Genomic DNA, 20,602 nt, shown 5'->3' on the forward strand with positions numbered 1-20,602 from the left:
GTCGGCGCCTGCATTCTGTGTTGGGATACCGGCCGCCGCTGGAAGTTCTCGAGGAATGGTTCGATAGGCAAGTCGCTGCATGATATAGTTCATTTACTCCGGTGTCCGGAAAATGCGGGGCATGTCAAAGGTGACGATTCGGTCGATCTGGGCGGGGACGCCCGTCGCTAGCGGGGCGTCATCCTTGATGAAGTCGTGCCAGGCCTGGGTGGTCATGCCGAATCCGGCGGCAGTGTAGGCCTTGTCGGTGGCGACCTGGATGGTGATGTGCGGAGCGCCGTCCATGCGGGCGAAGGCGTTCAGGTGCCCGGCGGCGTCCACCACCGCGATGGAGAAGCGCTGGTCGGTGACCTCAGCGGCGGCGATGGCGGCCTCGACGATGGCGCGGGCGGCCTGGTTGGTCAGGGCGGGAACGGTACGGACAGCAGACATGATCGATGCCTTTCAGATGAGTGATCAGTGGGTGGGGCGGGGATGGTTCAGCGGGCGCCGGTGGCCGTGCCGGTCGTGCTGCCGGTCGTGCTGCCGGTCGTGCCGGTCGTGGCTGCGCCGGGGGCGGAAATGGCGGGTTGGGGGTCGGGGTCTTCGGCGCGGGTGGGGATGATGGCGGCGGCCAGCAGGGGGAAGGCCAGGATCGCGGCGAACGCGGGGCCGTAGCCGACGCCTGCGATCAGAGCGCCCAGGATCGGCGGGGTGGCCGAGGCGACGGCGTTCTGGGCGGTGTTCTGAATGCCCAGCGCGCGCCCGGACCAGGCGCGTCCGGCATGTTCGGCCACGGCGGTGAAGGCCAGGCCGTTGGGGCTGACGGTGATGATGGTGGCGACCAGCAGCACCACCACCGCCACCGGCGAGTGGGTGGTGGCGGCCAGCACCGCCACCACGGCGGCGATGGCCACAGCGGTGATGCGCATCGGCTGTAGCCGTGAGCCGACCCGATCCGACCACCAGCCGGCCGCCAGGCGGGCGGCGGCTCCGCCGATCTGCCCCGCGGCCAGCAGGCGTCCGGCGGTGGCGGGGTCGAAGTGCTGGGCGTCCACCAGGAACACCAGCGCGAAGGTGGCCACGGTGAACTGCGGCACGATCAGCAGGGCGCTGGCGGCGTGGATGCGCCACAGCACCGGGGTCCGGTACGGCGAACCGGTACGTGCGTCTTGTCCTGCGGCCGCGCGCTGCGGGTCGCGGACCAGCGCCACCACCAGTGCGGCGGCGACCAGGCAGCACGCGCCCATGAAGACCAGGGCGCAGGCGCTGCCGGTGGCGGCCAGGCTCGGCAGCGCCAGCGCGGCGACCGCGACGCCGAGGGGTTGGGCAGTCTGGCGGATGCCCATGGCCAGGCCGCGCTCGGCGGCGGCGAACCAGCCCATGATCAGCCGGCCGCTGGAGGCGTGCACCGAGGCCCCGGCCGCTCCGGCGGCCAGGAAGCAGATCCCCAGCGCGACCGGGTGGTGGATGGTGGCGGCGGCCAGCAGCACCACCCCGGCCAGGCTCAGCCCGCTCGACAGCACGATCCGCTCGCCCCAGCGGTCGGCGGCCGCACCCCAGGCGATCAAGGTGGCCAGCAGCCCGGCGGTCGGGGCGGCGGCCAGTAGTCCGGCCTCGGCCAGCGACAGGCCCTGGGCGCGCAGGGTTGGGATCAGGTAGGCCAGGCCGAACTGGAAGGTGCATCCGGCGGTCATGGCCAGCATCCCGACCGTCAGCACCAGCCAACGCCGCCGGTCAGCCGGTGAGAGGTGGGGCCCGCTGGTGGGCGGGCGCGGTGATGGCGTGGGGGGCACGGAGTCCTCCTTGCGACACTCGATGTTATTCGATGGCTGATACTTAACAGCATGCTGACGAGTTATCGCAAATTGGCTGATGTTCGGAGGCTGATAGTTTGTGGGTATGCACTACTCCGAACGGCTGCTGGGCTACATCAAGCGCGCCGAGCAGACCACCCAGGCGGCCAAGGAACACGTGCTGCGTGACCACGGGATCACCCCGGCACAGCAGAGCGCGATGGCGATCCTGTCCGACCATGACGGCATCACCGCCGCCGAGTTGGCCCGCAAGTGTGCCGTCACGCCCCAGACCATGAACAGCACCCTGGGACGACTGGAGAAACGCGGTCTGGTGGAGCGCCGCCCCCACCCCATGCACGGCACGCTCATCGAGGTCCGCCTCACCACCGCCGGGCGCGAGCTGTTCGACCGCGCCGACGCCCACGTCGCCGAGCTGGACTCCGCCTTGGCCAAGGAACTCAGCGCCGAGGAACTGGCCGACCTCAAGCACCTGCTGAAGCGCGTCGGTGACACCGCCCAGCAGATCACCGCGTCACCCGCCTCTCGGACGAGCGCCGGTTAGTTCGCCAACTCCATCTCACCGCTGCTACCGATGATCTCTACGTGATGTCGTGAGGCCGCTGTTCGTCGAAACCAGTTCAAGAGGCCGGTATCAGCACGACATCACGGCTGGAACCTCTGTAGCTGTCCCGTCGGGCGCGCCAAGCGAGCATGCTTCCTCGGGGCGTCTTCGTGATCACGCCTTCAAGGCTATGGCCGTGGAGCAGCCGCAAGCCGTCATGTCCGGGCGGACACCCGCGTGCGCCCGGACGCGCCGAGGATTTCCTGCTGTCCGCCAGCGTGTTAGCTCACGTGTCCGCCCGCAGGGGCTTCTTCATGTCCGCTGACACTGCGGGGACCAGGGAGACCCATCTCGCGGGGGACGACGTGCAGGTGCAGGTGGTAGACGGTCGGGGTCGCCGCGGCGTCGGCGGCGCGGGCCTGCTCGGTCTCGGCGGCCGCGGTAGCCTCACTTCTCGCCCTACCTCCTGTGCCGGATCGGCGCGCTCGTGGGGTGAGCCGCGGGGCCGATCAGATCCAGCCGCGCTCTTCCGCGAGGAGTACGGCCTGCTGGCGGGTGTCGACGGCGAGCTTGCCCAGCACAGTGGAGATGTGGTTGCGGACGGTGCCGGGGGCGAGGGACAGGGTGCGGGCGATCTGTCCGGTGGTCTCGCCGTGCCGGCCGGCGCGGAGTACGTCGAGCTCGCGGTCGGTCAGTGGTGAGCGTTCGTCGCTCAGCGCGTCGGCGGCGATCTCGGGGTCGACGTACCGACCGCCGGCGGCGACGCGGCGGATGACGGCCGCGACCTCGTCGGCGGAGCGGGACTTGGGCAGGAACCCGGCGGCTCCGGAGGCCAGGGCTCGGCGCAGACCGAGCCGCACCAGTTCCCCGTGTACCCGTCGATGGCCCCACGCGGGGTTCTCCCGCGCCAGGCGGAGAATCAAGTTCTGGATCTTTCGGCTTGTCGTTGGACGTCCGGGCCGATGTGGATAGGTCCAGGCCTGTCGGAGCGAACGACGATGCCACGACAGCAGCGTCGCCGGGGTACCAGCCGATGAGCGCGCAGCACCGCCGGCAGCCACCGGGCCAACGCCGCCAGGACGGCTCGATCGGCCCAGCCCGGCTTCGGGCGTTCGACCTGGCGCCGTAGGACTGCCACTTCGTGACGCAGCACCATGATTCCCCGCGTTCTTCGACGCCTGGCTGCGGCCCGGTAACATCAGCCAGCCGAACATCCCCAGCGTGATGAGGTAGAGCAGGCGGGCAAGCACAAGACGCGATCTTTTCGGCTATGCCGGTGCCCGTCAAGTCGCAGGTCAGCGCCATCGTGGGTGTGTTATGGCGCGGTACAGGTTGGCCCGGGCTGACTTTCTACAAGATTCTGCACATGCTCCAGATCTTGTTAGCCACTTGTAGCGGCCGATGCCCCACCTGCCATCAACGACCGCCATAACGACCTAACAAAGTCCTACTAGGAGCGCTGCTCCTGACCGGTCACCTTGATCGCGGGTTGGCCGAGCAGTTCCTTGGGCGAGGCCTCGACGACGTCCAGCACGCAGCAGGTGATGTTGTACGCGCCGCCGCCTCGTCTGGCCATGTCCATCAACCGGCGGACGGTCTCCTCCGGCTCGTGCTCGGTGGTGAGCGCGTTGTGCATTCCTTCTGCCGAGACCAAGCCCCAGAGCCCGCGTGTGCACAGCACATACCGGTCGCCGACTTGGGCCTCCCGCAGCGTGAGGTCCGGATCCACTTCGGGGCCGCCGTCCAATGAGCGGAGCAGGACGTCACTCTGGGGGTGGGACTGCGCCTCCTCCTGGGTGATCCGTCCCTCGTCCACCAGCGACTGGACCGAGGTGTGGTCGTGGGTGATCTGGTAGAGCTCCCCCTGCGCAGCAGATAGGCGCGGGTCATGCCGGTGTGGACCACCGCGACTTGGCTCCCCGACCAGAGCATCGCGGTGGGCGAGGTGGCCATGCCCCGCAGGGCGGGGTCGGAGCTCACCATGTCGTGCAGCCGCCTGTTCGCGTTCCTCACGGCCATTTCGATGGTGTTCAGCAGGTTATCGGCCATCGGGTAACCTCGCACGCCGGCCCCGCCCCCCGGCAGAGCCGGATCGGCAGTGCCGCCGCACGCCGTGACGCGCGTGTCCTGGCCAGGCTGTGGCACTCCAACGCGTGGCTGGGGTGACTGATGCGTGCAATCGGGTGCCAACGGCTCCAATTCGCTAGTGCTGTGACGCATAGGTTCACTGGTTGGACGGTTTACAGGTTGTTCGAGTAGAAGCCGACGAGCCGGTTGACGGCGGCGTCGACATACTCGGGCTCGTCGTACATCTCATAGTGGCCGGCGCCATCGATCACCATGAGGTCGACCGGGTTGGGTGCCAGCTTCCACAACTGCATGCCGGACTCGTAGGAGCCGGTGTTGCCGAGGCGTCCGGCGAGGATGACCTGCAGCGGCTGGGTCATGAGCTGGTCGGCCAAGTGATACGCGTCGTAGCCCAGCAGCAGCGAGTCGCCGCGGGAGAGGCGGCGGTTCGTGGAGTGTTCGTTCCTGCCCCGCTCGGTGCGGTAGTAGGTGATTGCCTGGGTTGTATCGATGTCGGTCAGCCCGACTGCTGCGGCCTCTTCCAGGGTGTCGGGTAGCCAGTTCACGCGGGTCGGCTCGCCGGAGCGGGTCTCTTCGATGCGGGCGTCGGCCATGATGCCGAGTGCGGCCGCCGCGCCGTCCGGCTGGAAGCTGCGGAACGACGTGCCCATGTTGCCGGGGACGACCGTGCCGACCGCCTTGATGCGGTGGTCCGTGCGGGCGGTGTGCACGGCGTAGCCTCCGCCGGCACAGATGCCGAGGACGCCGATGCGCTGCGGGTCGATGCCGGGGATCGTGCTGAGCGCGTCGATCGCGTAGGAGATGTCCTCGCCGCGGCGGTAGGGGTCTTCGAGGTCGCGGGGCTCTCCGCCGCTCTGACCTTGATGGGCGGGGTCGAACACGAGCGCCGCGATGCCGTGGGCGGCGAGGCGGGATGCGTAGTTCGCGCCGATCTGCTCCTTAACGCTGCTGCCGGGCGTGGAGAGCACCACGGCACGCAGCGGCGCCGCGTCGTCGGCGCTGTCGGGCAGGTGGAGGTCGGCCGCGAGGGCGATCGGCCCACGCGGGATCGTGATGTGCTGAAGCATCTGATGGCGCCTTTCCCGTCGGAGTTTGTTCCATATTTATTTAGTACGAAACCTAAACTGATACAATTCCGAACTAGTCTAGGACTGTATCACCTGGTTGGATGGAGGGCTCGCGTGGCGGTCGACGGGGCGGAGTTGTGGACGCTGAACCAGCGTCTGCTGAGCGTCGTGATGGATGCCTGCAGCGCTGAGCTGGCCGGGCTTGGGCTGGAGACGAAGGAGTTCTTCGTGCTGGCCGAGGTGGCCGCGTCGCCGTACCCGGCCGAACTCGCGGCGGCGCTGATGATCCCAAAGGCGAGCGTGACGGTTTACGTCCGCAATCTGGTCGCGAAGGGGTTCATGCGGCGCGAGATCGACGACGAGGACCTGCGGCGGCATCGGCTCATACTGACGGCCGAGGGCGAGGCGGCGCGGGACCGCGCGCTTTCAGCGCTCGCGGCGGAGTTCGACCGCAGGCTGGCGAGGATTACCCCCCGGGACCGCACCGAGTTGCAGCGCATCCTTGTGGAGATGCTCAAGTCCGCGGGCTGAGGGCATGATGACGGGCGGTTGGCCTTCCGGCGAATGCCTTGCCCGCCGGCGTCCATCCCAGCCGATGCCCTTCTCGCTTCGGATGCGAGCGCGTTCCTTGCGTTCGGCAGCCAGGACGTCGCGGTGACGGGCGTTGGCGTTGCGCCACCGCAGGTGGTGGGCTGCCGGGTCGTGACGATCACGCCGCGCTGGCGGGCGAGGCCGAGGCCATGGGGGCGTGCCAGCATGGCGATGCCCGGCGGGGCGTGTTGCACGGTCTGCAGTGCGCTGGCTGTGGGGTAGAGGTTGTCGGCGAAGGCGAGCAGGCGATCACGAGCCGGGAAAGACCTGGAACAGTGCGCCACCACGCTTGAGCGAGCGAGGAAACCGGCCGCCGTCACGAACCAGCATCGACGCCACCGACCTGTACGCACTGGGCGGAGCACTTGCATGGGTCGGCGACCAGTCCACGCTCTCCCCTTGCCCGCGCCAGGCATCGCGCTCCGGCGTGGGCAGTATGGTCAGGTCAGGAACTCGGCGAGTGGAAAGGATCGGCGGGAGCGCGGCGGGATCAGGAAGTTCTGCCGGTGCGTCGTGTGCATGACAGAGTTCAGTCCCGCTCCGGACGAGCGCGGCGAGAACGGAGCACTCTTCCCGCCGGGGAGCACGCCGTCCATGGCGAGGCGCACGCGATTGAAGATCTCGGTGGTCGGGGTGAACAGCAGGAAGTGCAGTCCGGGGGCCGGTTGCTTGCTGTAGTGGTTTCCCACGGGGTCCGAGGTGTAGTGGAATGGATTGTCCAGCGTGGCGAAGTCCCCGCGATTCGTGATGGCCGTGTTCACGGGATAGACGTGACCGTAGTTGCTGGTCAACTCCTGTTGCAGGCGGTTCACCGGCTGCATGCTTCCGTTGTGCCCGTAGGCGTGGAATTTCTCGATGTCGGAAAGGACGTCGGCCTCGTTCTGCTCGGGCGGATCGGCCGTGATCGTGTTCGGCGGGAAGGAGATTCCCGGGCGGAACATGGCATGGATCCGTTCCTCGAACGTCGGAAAGTCCTTCGAGTACCACGCGACGAGGTCTTCGAACAGATGCGACAGGGGCATGATGGTCCCCTGTTTGAAGTAACCGTTGGGCCACTGGTCGGTCCAGCCGGGAAACGTCTCGAAGTTGGAAACCGGGGTGGAGCTCTCCGCGTCCCTGAGCGTGGTGGTGAAGCCGAGGAAGATCGGTGAGAGCCGGGGGATGGATTTCGCGCCGGGAACGCCTGCCTGCGTCGCCAGCTTGCTCGCCAGCCCCTGCTGTCCGGTGTGCCCTCCACCCGTGAAGCCGCGCCGGATGCTGGTCACCTTGAACAGGCCACCCGCCTGACCGTCTCTCGTACCGAACAGAGTGTTCGTGACGTCAAGGATCTTGGTGATCGAGTCGCTGCGCAGCAGCACCGCGACGTCGTTGTCCTCCAGGCGGATCGGCCCGAAGCCGGAGGGCGGCTCATCGCTGGGGAACGTCCTGGACCGTTGCAGCGCGTAGACGGTCCGGCCGAGCTCCTTCGAGGTGGTCACATCCACCGGCAAATACATCGGGTACGGCGTGCCAGCGTCGAAATAGCTCGAACTCTTCCCGAGTCTGGGGATGTAATGCTCGAAATAGGGGAGCCCCCACGCGACTGTGATGGTCACCCCGCTCGGGGCGGGTGGGTACTGCTGCTCCAGGCGCTTCAGCACCTCCTCCAGGTGCCGCTGCGCCTCCTGCAAGGCCTTCGCCCGTGCCGGCACCTTCAGCTTCGCCGTGATGACATGGGCGTGGAACGGCGGGATCGCGACGGCCATCGTGCCCTTGCTGCTGGCGACGCCGGAGCCGTCGTCCATGACGACGCGCGGGCGCGGGAAGACGTACTGCTCAGGCGGCAACGCCTGCGGCGCCGGCGGGGTCGGCCGCTCGGGCACCCCCATTAGCGTGTCGACGAGCTCGTAGATCCCCGCCGTAGCCAGGGCCGTGGCGAGTGTCCCCCCGGCGAGCAGGTACCGCCTGCTCGGCATTCCAGAAGTCCGCGCCTCGGGCGGGTGGCTTCCGTCGTTTCCGGTCATGTCGCGCGTTGTACCGCCCTGTTGGACCCTCGAACCCGAGTTGAAGGCGTCTTGGAGAGCGTTTGATCGGACGACAAGACAGAGCTCTTCGCTTGTTTCCGGCGCAGAGTCCACGACGGAGCCGGACCGGTCGGAGGCGGCTCGGTCCAGCTTCCCCGAGCCGATGTACCTGACAAATGTGAAGGTTCGCCGGGGAGCGGTGAGCCGAGCAGGGAGCAAAAGCCCATCAAGATGACCACCGCGGTGGCGGCCGAAGGACGTTCGTCCTCTACTCCAGGACCTCGGGCAGCGGGCGGTGGGGCACGTCCTTATCGTCAGAGGTGACGACGAACCGCAGGATCATCTGCGGGTACGCACCGGAGAAGAGCTCCCGCCGAACACCCCTGCCGTCCTTCGTGAGCATCCTGTTCCGAGTGGCTCAATTTTGAGATCGCCGACACTCAGGACGCTGGCGGCCTCGCGCTTCCGGGTTGGAAGCGATTGAGCAGCGGTGAGGTCATGGACTTCGTCCTGAGCACCAAGAGTTACCCCCGTGAGGCTGGGCTGCTGGCCCGCAGAGCACGAATAATGGGCGACTTGGACCTAGTTGTGAGCCTCTACGAGAGGACGGCGGCCAGCCAGATACGGGCTGCCATGCCCGGTAGCTACAGCACCGAACTGTCCACCATCCTTAACGGATTCGGCCTCACCGATCGCAAGGTTGACATCGCGCACTGGATCCTCTGCCGGTCGCCTGGTCGCGGTCGGGAGACCTGACGACGCAGGACGGCGACTTCATGACGCAGCGCCAAGATCTCCACCTCCTTGGAGAGGTCATCCTGCGCGAGTAGCGTCAACCAGCCGAACAACCGGACCATCAGCAGATACAGCAGGTGTAGAAATACGAGTGCCGAGGATAGAAGGCCAGGCCAGTCGTTGTGGAACGCCTATCAGAAGCGTGTGCAGCGTTACCCGGTGACCGGGCGGACGGTGGCGGCGACTCCCTATTCACGTTGCCTTGGACTCGGCCGGAGTTCCACGGCATGCTCAGTCCCGCGGTCACCGCACGAGTCCTGGCGGATGCCGTTGGCCAGGCTCTTCAGGGGGCTTCGGCTTGGTCCAGCTGGGCAGGTAGCCGGTGTCCGTCATCTCCGGCGGCCCGAGGACGGGAGGGAGAGGTGAGTTCAAGCCCCGGTGACGGCGGATACCGGCGCGGCGTGGCTCCGGTGCGTTCGCAACTGGGCCTCGGCGTGCTTGCGGAAGCCTGTGACCAGGCGATTTCGGTCGCTGGTGCGTGTGGCGAGGACGACCTGGCTGGGTTCGATGCCGCGCAGCGGGATGGTGGTCAGACCGGGATGCAGGCCGGTGGCGTAGTCGAGGGGCGGGCCGATGGCCACGGCCTGCCCCGCGGCGATGAGTTCGTGCTTGTCCTCGAGGTCCTCGACGAGCGGGCCGTCCGGTGCCGGGCGGCCGTCAGGGCGGGGGTCCATGCGCCAGTAGGCATTCAAAATGGGATCGGTGTGCCGGACGTGGGGGATCGGCTCGTCGGCTATGTCGTCGAGCGTGACCGATTCCCGGCCGACGAGAGGATGATCGAGCGGCACCACCAGGACACGGGGCTCGTCGTAGAGGACCGTGACGCGTAGCTGGTCGGTGGCGAACGGCAGCCGGGTCACGACCGCATCGACGCGGTGCTCCAGAAGCGCTGATCGCGAGTCGTTCCATGCCAGAAGGCGGGTCTTCACCTCTGCTTCGGGTTCTGCCTTCCGCAATGCGCGTACGGCCGGGGTGATGAGCAGGCCGCGGGTGTAGCCGATGGTGATTTCACGTGGCCGGGCGGCGGCCCGGGTGCGGGCCATGGCCTGGCCGGCCGAGCGCAGCAGCTCGGCGGCCAGGGGCAGGAAGACCTCGCCGGCCTCGGACAGGCGGGTGCCGCGCGTCGTGCGGTCGAGCAACCGGACGCCGAGCTGCTGCTCGAGACGCCGGATCTGACGGCTCAGCGACGGCTGGGTGGTGTGCAGTGCCTCTGCCGCGCGGCCGAAGTGCTGGTGCCCGGCGACGACGACGAAGCACTGCACCAGCCTCAGGTCGAGGTCGACGGGGTCGGGGAATGCGTCAGCCACACAGGCAGGGTAGCCCGCCTGCTGTTATACGCAAAGCGTATTACCACTTCCGGAACTTTCATTGGACGGAGCGGGCGGCGCGGTCGCATGGTGGACCTGCTGAAGCCGCGCCCGGCGGGCAGCGCCGGCCGGCTCGCCGCGACGCCGGAATTTCCGGCCAGGCGACAACACCCGCTCACGGAGAAAATCATGGACATAGACACAGATCGCCAGGACGCTGTCCTGCCGTTTCACATTGACATCCCGGACAGTGCGCTGGCCGATCTCAGAGAACGGCTGAGCCGGGTGCGCCTGCCCGACCCGGAGACCGTGCCGGACAGCAGCCAGGGCGTGCAGATCGCACGGTTGCGGGAACTGCTGGACTACTGGGCCACCGGCTACGACTGGCGCAAGATCGAGCAGCACCTGAACGACATCGGCCAGTTCCGTACCACGATCGACGGCCTTGCCATCCACTTCATGCACGTTCGCTCCCCCCATGAGAACGCGACACCCCTGTTGCTGCTGCACGGATGGCCCGGATCGTTCCTGGAGTTCCTGAAGGTGACCGGCCCGCTGACCGATCCGGTCACGGACGGCGGGGACGCACAGGACGCCTTCCACGTCGTCATCCCGTCCATGCCCGGCTACGGATTCTCGGACGCACCCACCACCGGGGGCTGGAACCCGGACCGGATCGCCGCCGCCTACGCGGTGCTGATGCGGCGCCTGGGGTACGACTCCTATCTGGCTCAGGGCGGCGACTGGGGCGGCGTGGTGGCCACCCGCATGGGCAGGCAGCGCCCGCCCGGCCTGCATGCCGTCCACGTCAACTTCCCCGAATTCCTCGCCATGCCGCCGGTCAGCGACGAGCCGACCCCCGAAGAGGCCGCGGCCATCGCCCAGGGCAACGTGTTCACCCACGTCCACTCCGGCTATCACTTGCTGCAGCGCACCCGGCCGCAGACCATCGGCTACGCCCTGACCGACTCCCCGGCCGGGCAGGCCGCCTGGATCTACGAGAAGTTCCTGGACTGGGCCGCCCCCGACGCGTTCACCATGGACGAGATGCTCGACCACATCTCCCTGTACTGGCTGACCGGGACGGCCGCCTCGTCCTCCCGTCTGTACTGGGAGTACGCGCGGGAACCCCTCGGGCTGACCGAACTGGACCTGCCGGTGGGCGTGAGCGTCTTCCCCGATGAGCTCACCCGCACACCGCGCATCTGGGCCGAACGCGCCTACCACGACCTGCGTTACTTCAACGATGACATCGCCGCCGGTGGCCACTTCGCGGCTTTCGAGCAGCCCGCACTGTTCGCAGAAGAGGTACGCAAGTTCGCGCGGACGGTGGCGACGTGAAGACGGTCGTCATCACCGGTGGCACCGACGGCATCGGCCGTGGCCTGGCCCTGACCTATGTCGATCGGGGCGACCGCGTCGTGATGATCGGCACCGACCCGGCCAAGGGTGAGAACGTCGTGGCAGCCGCCCCATCGATGAGCCCGAATCGTGTCGCGTTCATCCGGGCCGACCTCGAACTCGTCGATGAGAACCACCGGGTCGTCGACGAGCTCACGAACGCTCTTGACCAGGTGGACGTTCTCGTGCTGGGTGCCAGGTACCAGCGGTCGAAGCGCACGGAGACCGCCGACGGCCTGGAGTCCAACTTCGCGCTGACGTACCTGAGCCGGTTCCTGCTCAGCCACGGGCTCATCGACCTGCTCGCCCGGGCCGACTCGCCCGTCGTGCTCAACTTCGGCGGCGCCGGTGGCTTCGGGCCCCCACGATGGGACGACCTCCAGCAGCGGACGCAGTACAGCGGACTCACGGCCATGATCCAGGTCGCCGTCAGCGAGGGACGCGCCGTTCCGCTGGACCCGCGCGCCTCCTCGCCCGCCGACGCCCGGCGTCTGTACGAGTACACCCAGAACGTGCTGGCCGAGCGGCCGCGATCGAACAAGAACATCGAGGTGCCCGAACGATGAAGTGGGTCAGTTACCGATCAGCCGATGGATCGGAGCGTTGCGGGCTGGTGCAGGGAGGCAAGATCCTCGGTCACACCGCCGGAATCACCCTGCTGGACCTGCTGCGCTCCGGTGAAGGGCTGGAGGCGGCTGCCGCCCTGGTGACGTCGAACCCGGCCGAAATCGTGGATCTGGCCTGGGCGGATGTCCTGGCACCGATCCCCGTGCCCCCATCGGTTCGGGACTTCGCGGCCTTCGAGCGGCATGTCAGCAACGCAGCGGTCGTCGCGGGCGGCGACGGCACGGTCAGCCCGCCCTGGTACGAGGAGCCGGTCTTCCACTTCTCGAACCCGGCCGCGATCAGGGGCCCGCGCGACGACGTCCCCGTTCCGGCGGGGACCAGGGCATGGGACTACGAGGTCGAGGTCGAGGTCGCGGCCGTGATCGCCGACGACTGCTCGGACCTGGACGCGGCGACGGCCGAGAGCCACATCGCCGGGTACCTCGTCTACTGCGACTGGAGCGCACGCGACCTCTCCGCCCGGGAGATGGGTTTCGTCTTCGGCCCCTCCAAGAGCAAGGACGCCGCGACAAGCCTCGGCCCGTACCTGGTCACGCCCGACGAACTGGAACCCCACCGGTCGGGCAAGGGCTACACGCTCACGATGAACGCCTACGTCAACGGCGAGCTGTACGGAGGTGGCAACTGGGGCGAGATCCACTGGTCGTTCGGTGAGATGCTGGCGCACGCGTCACGGGACACCACGCTGCGGGCCGGCGACATCATCGCCAGCGGGCCCGTCGGCACCGGATGCATCTTCGAGTTGTCCGAGCACCGTGACTACCTCACGCCTGGTGACACCGTTCGGGTCGAGGTGGAGCGACTCGGCGCAGTAGAGGCGCGGATCGTCGACAAGGGCGAGAAGTTCGTGCCCGAGATGATGATCGCACGGAGCATCCTGATCGCCGCTCCCCCCGCGGCCGTGTTCGACGTGATCGCCGATCCCCGCCGGCACGCCGACTTCGACGGGTCCGGCACGGTCGCGGGCACGATCTCCGGCCCCGATCGCCTGACCCTGGGCTCGGAGTTCAGCGTCTCGATGGCGATGTTCGACGTGCCCTACGAGGTGACGAACACGGTTCTGGAGTACGAGGAGAACCGCCGCATCGCCTGGGCCCATCCGGGTCGGCACCGCTGGCGCTACGAACTCGAGGAGGTCGAGGCCGGCACCCTGGTCACCGAGACCTGCGACTTCACCACCTCACCGTGGGGAGAGCGCGTAGCGGGATCCGCCTGGGGCCGGCGGGATGCCGAGGCCATCGAGAAGAGCCTGCCGCGGCTCAAAGCGCTGGTCGAGAACGGCGCCTGAACCCCACCAGCCAGGTCGACCCCACCCGGCTCGCCCTTCCTGGCAAGCCCTGACTGGCAGATTGACCCAACCGCAGAGAGGAACCCCTGTGCAGATCGGCATCGGACTTCCGAATCAGGTGCGCGACGTCACCGCCTCGACCATTCCACACTGGGCGGCCCGGGCTGAGGTAGCCGGGTTTTCTACCCTCGCCACGACCGGGCGTTACGCGTACCCGGGTGTGAGCGACACCATCGCGCTCGCGGCCGCGGCGGGGGCGACCACCACGATCGGCCTGCTCAGCGCGGTTCTGCTGGCCCCGACATGGCCTGGTGCCCTGCTGGCCAAGGAAATCGCTGGCATCGACGGTGTCTCAGGCGGCCGTCTCACCCTCGGGGTCGGCGTCGGGTCGCGCGAGGACGAATTCACCGTGCCCGGGCACGACCTGCACGGTCGCGGCGCGCGGTTGGAAGCCGACCTGGCGACCTACCGCGAGGTCTGGGGCGGCGCGCCGGTCGGCAACGGACCGTACCCGGCCGTGCCATCGGGAACCCGGCAAGTCCCCATGCTGTTCGGCGGATACTCCGCTCGCACGCTGGACCGCATGGTGCGCTGGGGCGAGGGCTACATCGGCGGCTCGCTGCCGTCCGCCATGACGGCGCCTAGCTTCGAAGCGGCGAAACGGGCCTGGCGGGAGGCAGGCCGCCAGGGCGCCCCGAAACTCGTCGTGCTCGCCTACTTCGCGCTGGGCGACACCGAGACCGGACGGGCGAACATCCAGGACTTCTACCGGCTGGCCCCCAAGAACATCGCCACCAACGCGGTGCTCTGCACCACTCCGAAAATGATCAAGCAATCTATCGCGGACTACACCGACCTCGGTCTCGACGAGATCATCTTCATCCCCGCCACAGACGCCCTCGACGAGGTCACCCGGCTCGCCGACATCGTCACCTGAACGGTCGGACGGGGCTTGCGGTCTTGTGCGGTGGAGAACTTCAACTCGGCCAGCTAGGACCTGTTCTATGGCAAGTATCTTGTACGCTGCCACTGACCTGTCAACTCCGGGCGGCTGGCTTGCCGTCGCGGGCTGGACGGAGGCGGAGACGCGAGGAAGCGTGGGGGCGTCGGCCGGAGTGGCCGGCGGTCGTCTGGTCGGGAAGCGAAACGCCCGGGTACCTCCTGGTGGAGATGGCTCAGAACCGCAGGTTCGCGGTCCAGGCGGCGAGCTCGCCGTTGATCTCCGCCCTGGTCCGCGGGTGGCCGGGGGCGTCGGGGCGCTGCTGCCAGGGGTGCGGGCCGGCGGCCGGGCGATACTCCACGCCCAGCGCGCCGAGCCGCTTCTCGTGCACGGCGAGCCGGACGAGGAAGTCCTCGAAGTCGCGTCCGGCACTCCATACCGCTTCGGCGAAGGCGGCCAGGCGGGGGAAGGCCATGTAGTCGAGCAGCCGGGGCGAGTCGATGTGCTCGGTCCACAGCGCCGCCTGAGCACCGAGGATCCGGCCCTGTTCCTCTTCGGTGAGGCCGGCGTGGGATCGGGTCGAAGGCGTACACCGAGCTGAGGGAGGTCACGCTGCCGATCGGCACCGGTTCCCGCTCGCCCTCGGCCTGGCGAAAGTCCAGGTAGGTCTCGGCGAAGGGTGAGACGACCACGTCATGACCGGCCCGCGCGGCCAGCGCCGTGCAGGTGGCCCCGCGCCAGGCGGCCACCGTGACGCCCGGCGGCAGGCCGCCTTCCATGAGCTCGTCCCAGCCGAAGGGCTTGCGTCCGCGGGCGAGCAGGAAGTCGGTGAAGTGCCTCACGAGCCAGGTCTGCAGCTCGTCGGCGTCGCGCAGGCCGAGCTCGCGGATGCGCTCCTTGGCGGGGACACTGTCGTTCCACTGGGTCTTGGGGACCTCGTCGCCGCCGACGCACACATAAGGGCCGGGGAAGAGCTCCAGAACCTCCTCCAGAACGTCGGTGAAGAAGGCGATGGTCGCATCGGCGACATTGAGCACGTTCTCGCTGACGCCCCGTTCCGTGCCCACCTCCAGCGGGGTGCCGAGATTGCCGAGCTCCGGGTAGGCGGCGATGGCGGCCTGCGTGTGGCCGGACAGGTCGATCTCCGGGACGACGGTGATGAACCGGTCGGCGGCGTAGGCGACGATCTCCCTGATGTCGTCCTGGCTGTAGTAGCCGCCGTGCGGCCGGCGATCGAGACGAGAGGGACGCTCCACGTCCTGTTCGCGATGCGGCCTTTGCGGAAGGCGGCCGGGTCGAGGAGCTGGCGCAGCGTCTGCGCCCCGTAGAAGGCGCCGGCCTGGCTCGCCGCCTCGATCAGCACCGACTCTCCCGTGACCGTGAGCCGGTACTCCTCCGGCCCGAGCCCGCCGGCCTGGCGGAACTCGATGCCGCCGGGGCCCTCGGGCAGCGCCAGGCCGGTGGAGGGGGTGAGATTCTCGCGCAGCCACGCCGCCGCCCCGGCCAGCGCCGGGTCGGCGGTGAGCGGGGTGGCGGCGGTGAAGGTGAAGCGTCCTTCGGCCGGAATGAGGCGGACGGGCGCCGGGATGGTCGTCACCGGGCCTGCACCGTCCGGGTCCGGCGGGCGCGGATGTGGCCGCGGACTCTCGCCCCGCCGACCGTTGTGGTCACTGTCATCCCCTCACTTCGAGGGAAATCGACGCGTGGGCTCGCCGGACGTGGGTCGTGCGGCTTGACGGGTCGAGGTAGACGGCGACCTCCGGGCCTGGCATCTGTGTGGACGCCATACTCGACAGCACGATCGTGGGCTTCGACAAACCGGACCCACGGTTCTTCCGCGCCGCCCTGGATCGTCTGCACGTGGATGCCTCCCAGGCCGTCCACGTGGGGGACACCGTGCCGGCCGATGTCCGCGGCGCGCAGGCCGCCGGCATCCTGGCGATCCACTACGACCCCTACGAAGACTGCGACGACCCCGGCGACCATGAGCACATCCGCCGGCTGCAGGAGGTGGATGCCTTCCTCGCGCCGCAGCTGCGCGAGTAAGACCAGACACCGGGCGTGGCGACTTCGATGGCGCAGACGACATACCAGTCGTCATCGCAGGTGACGTTCACCGTAGATCAGCATTCGGTCGGTGCACTCGGCGCGCACCGTCCGGATCCACCGCTCGGCATAGCAGTTCGCCCTCGGTGTTCGCGGCGGCGTCTTCATCACGATGACGCCCACGGCGGCGAAGACCTCATCGAACACGGTGGTGAACTGGGCATCTCGATCGCGGGTGAGGAAACGGAACGAGTCTGCTCGCTCGCCGAGGTCGATCAGGAGATTACGGGCCTGCTGGACGGTCCATGCTCGCCGGGGCGATGCGGCGGGAGCGCAGGATGCGTCGTACGGTCGCCTCGCTGATCTGAACGCCGAGCCGCACCAGTTCCCCGTGTACCCGTCGATGGCCCCACGCGGGGTTCTCCCGCGCCAGGCGGAGAATCAAGTCCCGGATCTCTCGACTTGTCGTTGGACGTCCAGGCCGATGTGGATAGGTCCAGGCCCTGCCGGAGTGAACGACGATGCCACGACAGCAGCGTCGCCGGGGTAACGAGCCGCCTCAGCGATCACCGCCTGCATCAGCCGCTCGAACACCCCACTCACCGCCCACGAGCGGAACCGGTCATAGACCGTGCACCAGGGCCCGTACTCGGCGGCGGGCAGGTCCCGCCACGGGCTGCCGGTCCGAAACCGCCACATCACCGCGTTGAACTGCCGCCGCAGGTCCGGGATCGGACCTCGCTCACCCAGCGGCAAGTGAGGCTCGATCAAGGACCACTCCTCATCGGTGAGGTCTCCACACGCCATGGCGAAGGCCTACCAGGAGCGCAGACCGGAGCGCAGGCGATCCCTTTGATCTCAACATCGACGGAGCTTGTCGGCCATGATGTCCAGGGTCAACCGGAAATGGTCGTGCCCGGCCTGATATGCGGCTTCGGCGTTGCGGGAGACGATGGCCTCGACGAGCCGGGAATGCTCGGCGGTGGCCCGGTCCAGGTAGTCCGGTGGGTAGGGCTCGGAGTTGAAGCCGAGCGTCGCCCGGGCGTTGAGCTGGTCGCACAGGGCCGTCAGGTTGGCGTTGCCGGCCATGGCGGTGACATGCGCGTGCAGCCGCCGGTCGAGCTCGCGCGCCGCGGACATCCCGTCCGCGTGCCGGAAATCCGCCATCAGCCGGCGCAGTTCGTCCGCCTGCCGCTCGGTCCCGCGTTCGGCGGCGGTACGTGCGACGAGCCCCTCGATCAGGCAGCGATACTCGAAGAACTCGGTGAGTTTGGGTAACTCGTCGGCCAGGGTGCGGCGAGCGACGTCGGTCAGCTTGCTGTCCCAGTCGATCGGCGCGACGAAGGTGCCGCCGTCCCGGCCGCGCCGCGAGACGATCAGACCTCGCGCGTTCAGCAGCTTCAGCGCCTCCCGTACGGTGACGCGGCTGACGCCCTGCATGACGGCGAGGTCGCGCTCGGGTGGGAGACGGTCGCCGGGGGAGTAGGCGCCGATGGCGATCGCGGTGACGATGCGATCGACGAGTTCGTGGCGAACAGTGGACATGTCGTAACTGTTTCGGTTCGTCGGCCGGTCGTTGGGCTGAGCCGGCTGCCTGGACACTCGCATCGCACCTTCCGGGTAAAGGTATTGTACTAATACCTTTTACGTGTTTAACTCCCAGACCGTTGCCCCGTAACCCACTCACCGACCTCGGATGGCTTCCATGACAACACAGCCTCGTGTCCGGATCGACGAGGGCACCGTTGCGTTCCGCGGCTTCCGGACGTGGTATCGCATCACACGTCCGACGCAGATGCCCGCGGACGGTGCCGATCGACTGCCGCTGCTGGTCCTGCACGGTGGGCCCGGTATCCCGCACGACTACACCCGGCCGATCGCCGACCTGCTCGGGGCGGACGGCCGCACCGTGGTCCACTACGACCAGCTCGGCTGCGGGCGCAGCAGCCATCCCGCCGAGGTGCCCGCCGACTTCTGGACCGTGTCGCTGTTCGTCGAGGAGCTGCGCAATCTCGTCGACCGACTCGACGTGCTGGCGGGCGGTTTCCACCTGCTCGGGCAGTCCTGGGGCGGCATGCTCGCCTCGGAGTACGTGCTCGCCCATCCGGACGGTGTGCGCAGCCTCGTCCTGTGCGACAGTCCCGCATCGATGCCGCTGTGGGTTGCCGGTACCAACGAACTGCTGACCCGGCTGCCGGCCGAGGTGCAGGCCACAGTGGCCGCACACGAAGCGGCCGGAACCACCGATTCGGCCGAATACCAGGCCGCGGTCGACGTCTTCTACCACCGGTTCCTGTGCACTGTCGACCCGTATCCGGCCGACCTCGCGGCGAGCCTCGCCGCCCTGGACGCCGACCCGACCGTGTACCGGACCATGATCGGCCCCAGCGAGTTCCACGTCACCGGATCGCTGCGCGACTGGTCGGTGGTGGACCGGCTACCCGACATCCGGGTGCCGACGCTGGTGGTCGCCGGTGAGCACGACGAGGCGACACCGGCCGCCTGGCAGCCGTTCGCCGCCACCATCCCGGACGCTCGCGCGCACGTCTTCGTCGGCGCGAGCCACACCCCCCATTTGGAGGTACCCGACCAGTTCGCCGACGTGGTGGGCGGGTTCCTCCGGACATACGACGCACTACAACGGAGCAACTGATGTCGAGTCCCCAGTCGGCGGCGCGGAAACTGGAACAGCTCGGGTACCGCCAGGAACTGCGCCGGTCCATGTCGTTGACCGACGTTGTGGTTTTCGGCCTGATCTACATGGTGCCGATGGCGCCGTTGCCGGTCTTTGGCACGATCGTCAACTTCTCCGCCGGCCAGGTCGCCCTGGTCTACCTCGTCGCCGCGTTCGCGATGGTGTTCAGCGCGTTGAGCTACAAGGAGATGGCGCTGCGGTTCCCGATCGCCGGGTCCGTCTACTCGTACGTGCGGATGGGGCTCAACGGGTTCGTCGGTTTCATCGCCGGCTGGGCCATCCTGCTGGACTACCTGCTGTTGCCGGCGCTGCTGTCGGTGTTCGCCGCGGCGGCCATGGTCAGTCTCTGGTCGGCGATCCCGGCGTGGGTCTGGATCGTGGTGTTCGTCGCGCTCGCCGCCGGCGTCAACCTCGCTGGTATCACGGTAACCGCGACGATGAACAAGCTGTTCCTGGTGATACAGCTGGCGGTGTTGGCGATCTTCTGCGGCTGGGTGCTCGTCGACGTCGCGCGCGGTCGGGCCAGCCTGGAGCTCTTTCCGCTGTACAACTCACACGGGTTCTCCTGGTCGATCGTGTTCGGCGCGATCCCGATCGCGGCGCTGAGCTTCATCGGGTTCGACGCGATCTCCACCCTGAACGAGGAGGCCCGCGGCGGTGGCCGCGCCGTCTCCAAGGCCACGATGATCGTGCTGGTCGTGGTGGCCGCGGCCTTCTTCCTCCAGGTGTACCTGGCCGCCTGCTACGTCCCGCAGGGCCACACGTTCCCGGCCGGCGACGCGGAGAACAACGCCTTCTACAACATCGCCGGCCAGGTCGTCGGGCCGTGGTTCAAGGTGGTCATCACCCTGACCTCGGCGCTGATCGCGATCTTCGCGAACTCGATCGCCTCCCAGGCCACCTCGTCCCGGCTGGTGTTCAGCATGGCCCGGGACGGGCAGCTGCCGCGGGCGCTCGCCGCGGTGAGCCCGCGCCGGAAGGTGCCGCGCAACGCGCTGCTGTTCCTCGCCGGGCTCTCGCTGGTGGTGGGGATCGTCGGTACGCAAGCGCAGACGCTGCTCACGACGCTGGTCACCTTCGGCGCGCTCACCGCGTACATCCTGTTGCACGTCTCGGTACTGGTGCACTTCGGTATCCGTGGCCGCAGCCGCAACGTGTTCCTGCACTGGATCTCGCCGATCGTCGGCACCGCGGTACTGCTCTACGCGCTGTGGAACGCCAACCTCAACGCCAAGATCCTCGGGTTGGCGTGGCTGGTGGTCGGCGTGGTGGTCGGTCTCTGCTTCCGGTGGCGGGCGGTCCGCCGCGGGGTCGCCGACGCCGCCCCGGCCGAGAGCGTCTCCGCCGTCGGCACCTCGTCCGACCAGTGACGCCCGGTCGCGACCGATCCATGCCGCCGGACACCGCGCGGAGC

The 20,602-nt window shown here is 68.2% G+C and carries 21 protein-coding genes and 4 pseudogenes; 10 read left to right on the forward strand and 15 right to left on the reverse strand.

Features of this window, described 5'->3' with window-relative positions; genetic code table 11:
* Positions 1-93 precede the first annotated feature (93 nt).
* Together ABGB18_RS40675 and ABGB18_RS40680 are read right to left on the reverse strand one after the other, a co-directional pair.
* Positions 94-432 carry a heme-binding protein gene (locus tag ABGB18_RS40675; RefSeq protein WP_347701019.1) on the reverse strand — a complete coding sequence of 113 codons (339 nt, stop codon included), beginning with the start codon at positions 430-432 and terminating at the stop codon, positions 94-96.
* A gap of 47 nt (positions 433-479) precedes the next feature.
* Positions 480-1,775, reverse strand: coding sequence for an MFS transporter (locus ABGB18_RS40680; RefSeq protein ID WP_347701020.1), 1,296 nt, complete (start codon positions 1,773-1,775; stop codon positions 480-482).
* A 106-nt stretch (positions 1,776-1,881) separates the two neighbouring features.
* On the opposite strand from ABGB18_RS40680, the gene ABGB18_RS40685 reads away from it, so the two are divergent.
* Positions 1,882-2,340 (forward strand): MarR family transcriptional regulator, encoded by a 459-nt coding sequence (locus ABGB18_RS40685; RefSeq protein WP_347701021.1) that lies wholly within the window; start codon positions 1,882-1,884, stop codon positions 2,338-2,340.
* Between the two features lie 509 nt (positions 2,341-2,849).
* Here ABGB18_RS40685 and ABGB18_RS40690 read toward each other — a convergent pair.
* The gene (locus ABGB18_RS40690) at positions 2,850-3,263 is read right to left on the reverse strand and encodes a response regulator transcription factor (protein ID WP_347701022.1); all 414 of its coding nucleotides are present in this window, start codon (positions 3,261-3,263) and stop codon (positions 2,850-2,852) included.
* A 527-nt stretch (positions 3,264-3,790) separates the two neighbouring features.
* Positions 3,791-4,156 (reverse strand): hypothetical protein, encoded by a 366-nt coding sequence (locus ABGB18_RS40695; RefSeq protein WP_347701023.1) that lies wholly within the window; start codon positions 4,154-4,156, stop codon positions 3,791-3,793.
* A gap of 72 nt (positions 4,157-4,228) precedes the next feature.
* Here ABGB18_RS40695 and ABGB18_RS40700 point away from each other — a divergent pair, with 72 nt between their 5' ends.
* Complete coding sequence (locus ABGB18_RS40700; protein WP_347701024.1) at positions 4,229-4,396, forward strand: hypothetical protein; 168 nt, start codon at positions 4,229-4,231, stop codon at positions 4,394-4,396.
* Between the two features lie 184 nt (positions 4,397-4,580).
* Here ABGB18_RS40700 and ABGB18_RS40705 read toward each other — a convergent pair whose 3' ends face one another.
* Positions 4,581-5,495, reverse strand: coding sequence for an alpha/beta hydrolase (locus ABGB18_RS40705; protein WP_347701025.1), 915 nt, complete (start codon positions 5,493-5,495; stop codon positions 4,581-4,583).
* Between the two features lie 114 nt (positions 5,496-5,609).
* On the opposite strand from ABGB18_RS40705, the gene ABGB18_RS40710 reads away from it, so the two are divergent.
* On the forward strand, positions 5,610-6,026 hold the full coding sequence (locus ABGB18_RS40710; RefSeq protein ID WP_347701026.1) for a MarR family transcriptional regulator: 417 nt from the start codon (positions 5,610-5,612) through the stop codon (positions 6,024-6,026).
* A gap of 48 nt (positions 6,027-6,074) precedes the next feature.
* On the opposite strand, the pseudogene ABGB18_RS40715 reads toward ABGB18_RS40710, so the two are convergent.
* The 4 genes and pseudogenes from ABGB18_RS40715 to ABGB18_RS40730 all read right to left on the reverse strand — a co-directional run.
* Positions 6,075-6,191 (reverse strand): annotated as a pseudogene (locus tag ABGB18_RS40715) (IS630 family transposase); the annotation flags it as partial.
* A 335-nt stretch (positions 6,192-6,526) separates the two neighbouring features.
* Positions 6,527-7,831: a hypothetical protein gene (locus ABGB18_RS40720; protein WP_347701027.1), complete on the reverse strand. Its 1,305-nt coding sequence runs from the start codon at positions 7,829-7,831 to the stop codon at positions 6,527-6,529.
* 526 nt (positions 7,832-8,357) lie between these two features.
* Entirely contained in the window at positions 8,358-8,492 is a 135-nt protein-coding gene (locus ABGB18_RS40725; protein ID WP_347701028.1) for a hypothetical protein, read from the reverse strand.
* Between the two features lie 760 nt (positions 8,493-9,252).
* The gene (locus ABGB18_RS40730; protein WP_347701029.1) at positions 9,253-10,191 is read right to left on the reverse strand and encodes a LysR family transcriptional regulator; all 939 of its coding nucleotides are present in this window, start codon (positions 10,189-10,191) and stop codon (positions 9,253-9,255) included.
* Between the two features lie 189 nt (positions 10,192-10,380).
* Here ABGB18_RS40730 and ABGB18_RS40735 point away from each other — a divergent pair, with 189 nt between their 5' ends.
* The 4 genes from ABGB18_RS40735 (at position 10,381) to ABGB18_RS40750 (ending at position 14,444) form a co-directional block, all read left to right on the forward strand.
* Positions 10,381-11,532, forward strand: coding sequence for an epoxide hydrolase family protein (locus ABGB18_RS40735; RefSeq protein ID WP_347701030.1), 1,152 nt, complete (start codon positions 10,381-10,383; stop codon positions 11,530-11,532).
* The gene (locus ABGB18_RS40740) at positions 11,529-12,158 is read left to right on the forward strand and encodes an SDR family NAD(P)-dependent oxidoreductase (protein WP_347701031.1); all 630 of its coding nucleotides are present in this window, start codon (positions 11,529-11,531) and stop codon (positions 12,156-12,158) included. The genes ABGB18_RS40735 and ABGB18_RS40740 overlap by 4 nt, the downstream gene beginning before the upstream one ends.
* Entirely contained in the window at positions 12,155-13,507 is a 1,353-nt protein-coding gene (locus ABGB18_RS40745; protein ID WP_347701032.1) for a fumarylacetoacetate hydrolase family protein, read from the forward strand. Before ABGB18_RS40740 ends, ABGB18_RS40745 begins: the two co-directional genes overlap by 4 nt.
* 88 nt (positions 13,508-13,595) lie before the next feature.
* The gene (locus ABGB18_RS40750; protein WP_347701033.1) at positions 13,596-14,444 is read left to right on the forward strand and encodes an LLM class flavin-dependent oxidoreductase; all 849 of its coding nucleotides are present in this window, start codon (positions 13,596-13,598) and stop codon (positions 14,442-14,444) included.
* A 238-nt stretch (positions 14,445-14,682) separates the two neighbouring features.
* On the opposite strand, the pseudogene ABGB18_RS40755 reads toward ABGB18_RS40750, so the two are convergent.
* The 3 pseudogenes from ABGB18_RS40755 to ABGB18_RS40765 all read right to left on the reverse strand — a co-directional run.
* A pseudogene (locus ABGB18_RS40755) lies at positions 14,683-14,994 on the reverse strand (family 20 glycosylhydrolase); the annotation flags it as partial.
* A gap of 73 nt (positions 14,995-15,067) precedes the next feature.
* A pseudogene (locus ABGB18_RS40760) lies at positions 15,068-15,703 on the reverse strand (family 20 glycosylhydrolase); the annotation flags it as partial.
* 71 nt (positions 15,704-15,774) lie between these two features.
* Positions 15,775-16,044: pseudogene (locus ABGB18_RS40765) on the reverse strand (glycoside hydrolase family 20 zincin-like fold domain-containing protein); the annotation flags it as partial.
* A 179-nt stretch (positions 16,045-16,223) separates the two neighbouring features.
* On the opposite strand from ABGB18_RS40765, the gene ABGB18_RS40770 reads away from it, so the two are divergent.
* The gene (locus tag ABGB18_RS40770; RefSeq protein WP_347701034.1) at positions 16,224-16,493 is read left to right on the forward strand and encodes an HAD-IA family hydrolase; all 270 of its coding nucleotides are present in this window, start codon (positions 16,224-16,226) and stop codon (positions 16,491-16,493) included.
* Between the two features lie 51 nt (positions 16,494-16,544).
* Here the strand turns inward: ABGB18_RS40770 and ABGB18_RS40775 are convergent, their stop codons facing one another.
* The 3 genes from ABGB18_RS40775 to ABGB18_RS40785 form a co-directional block, all read right to left on the reverse strand.
* The gene (locus ABGB18_RS40775) at positions 16,545-16,700 is read right to left on the reverse strand and encodes a hypothetical protein (RefSeq protein ID WP_347701035.1); all 156 of its coding nucleotides are present in this window, start codon (positions 16,698-16,700) and stop codon (positions 16,545-16,547) included.
* A 234-nt stretch (positions 16,701-16,934) separates the two neighbouring features.
* Entirely contained in the window at positions 16,935-17,300 is a 366-nt protein-coding gene (locus tag ABGB18_RS40780; protein ID WP_347701036.1) for a transposase, read from the reverse strand.
* 51 nt (positions 17,301-17,351) lie between these two features.
* On the reverse strand, positions 17,352-18,038 hold the full coding sequence (locus tag ABGB18_RS40785; protein ID WP_347701037.1) for an FCD domain-containing protein: 687 nt from the start codon (positions 18,036-18,038) through the stop codon (positions 17,352-17,354).
* A gap of 160 nt (positions 18,039-18,198) precedes the next feature.
* Here ABGB18_RS40785 and ABGB18_RS40790 point away from each other — a divergent pair, with 160 nt between their 5' ends.
* Complete coding sequence (locus tag ABGB18_RS40790; RefSeq protein WP_347701038.1) at positions 18,199-19,146, forward strand: proline iminopeptidase-family hydrolase; 948 nt, start codon at positions 18,199-18,201, stop codon at positions 19,144-19,146.
* The gene (locus tag ABGB18_RS40795) at positions 19,146-20,558 is read left to right on the forward strand and encodes an APC family permease (protein ID WP_347701039.1); all 1,413 of its coding nucleotides are present in this window, start codon (positions 19,146-19,148) and stop codon (positions 20,556-20,558) included. The genes ABGB18_RS40790 and ABGB18_RS40795 overlap by 1 nt, the downstream gene beginning before the upstream one ends.
* Positions 20,559-20,602 lie beyond the last annotated feature (44 nt).

The sequence above is a fragment of the Nonomuraea sp. B12E4 genome, from assembly GCF_039871825.1.
Lineage (GTDB): Bacteria > Actinomycetota > Actinomycetes > Streptosporangiales > Streptosporangiaceae > Nonomuraea.